The 1,399-nt window shown below is 53.1% G+C and carries 1 protein-coding gene; it reads left to right on the top strand.

Going from position 1 to position 1,399, the window contains the following annotated elements; all coding sequences use genetic code 11:
* Positions 1–679: 679 nt before the first annotated feature.
* The coding region (gene glsA / locus BIS11_RS17555; RefSeq protein ID WP_253586726.1) for a glutaminase A at positions 680–1,399 on the top strand (720 nt) is incomplete at its 3' end.

Consider the following 1,399-nt stretch of genomic DNA (forward strand, 5'->3'; position numbering starts at 1 on the left):
GGTGTGCCTTCGCTTGCCCCTCCCCCCCCGCCGCCGCCACCCGAACTGCATCCTTCCAAAGAAAGGGCACCCACCACGAAACCTGCCGACAACAGCAGTCTGTAACGACTATCCATGATGGGATACTCGAGAAAACATAGCGTCCATGTTTAAGCTCTTTTAATTAAGAGGGGGATTAAAGCAGTGGCATTTAAGGCTAAAAAAATTTGATTAGCAACGGCGTTGCCGAACATTAAAATCAATCCCCACCATTGATGACGATTACTATCGGGAGGACTGATAAGAGATATCGGAAGAATTTATTCAATGAATAAACATAAAAATAAATAACTGAAATATAATGCTTAAATTTACATAGAATCAGATATTATTCTCATTTACCGATAACTCCGAGTTTACAAATAATGATTGAAATAAATTCGCTTAAAAAATCGAATTTAACGAACAATGGACTCAAGAAGTCAAAAACAGACTTGATATAGGCATAGCCAATACTTTAAATCGGCTTTATCGATCATTTAAATCATCACGGTTAACGACAGTGATCGAAGACACCCGAACCCGCGCCTGAAAAGAAGTCGGTGACGGCGTGTCGAAAACTTTGCAGATAGCGCCTTGCGCAGACAGTTACGCCGTTTTCCGTTAGGGTGTGAGGCCCCACGACAACCGATCATCCGGCATGCAACAGCTTCTAGAAGAGATCACCCAGCAACTCGCCTTCGAGACCGAGCGCGGCAAGGTTGCCGATTACATCCCGCAGCTCGCCGAGGTGGACCCCGGCCAGTTCGGCATCAGCCTGGCCACGGTCGAGGGCGAGCGCTTCTCGGCGGGCGCCGCCGCCACGCCGTTCTCGATCCAGAGCATCTCCAAGGTGTTCACCCTGACCTTGGGGCTTGGCAAGCTCGGCGACGGACTTTGGACCAACGTCGGTCGCGAGCCATCGGGCGACCCTTTCAACTCGATCGTCCAGCTCGAGCACGAGAACGGCAAGCCGCGTAACCCGTTCATCAACGCCGGCGCCATCGCGGTAGTGGATGCGATCATGATGGGCCACGAACCGCGCGAAACGCTGGCCGAAATCCTGAGCTTCGTGCGCTACATCACCGATGATCAAAGCGTCTACTTCGACCACCTAGTGGCCGCCTCGGAAATGGCCCACAAGGATCGCAACGCCTCGCTTGCCCACTTCATGAAGGCCTTCGGGCGGCTGCGCCACGACGTCGACAAGGTGCTGGGCACCTACTTCCACCAATGCGCCATCGCCATGAGCTGCGAGCAGCTCGCCTGCGCCGGGCTGTTTCTCGCATCAAACGGCGTCAACCGGCCAGCCAACCTGCGCGTGGTCTCGCCCCAGCGAGCACGACGCATCAACTCATTGATGATGATGTGTGGCCACTAC

Source organism: Halomonas sp. 707D4, from assembly GCF_024158685.1.
Taxonomy (GTDB): Bacteria; Pseudomonadota; Gammaproteobacteria; order Pseudomonadales; family Halomonadaceae; genus Vreelandella.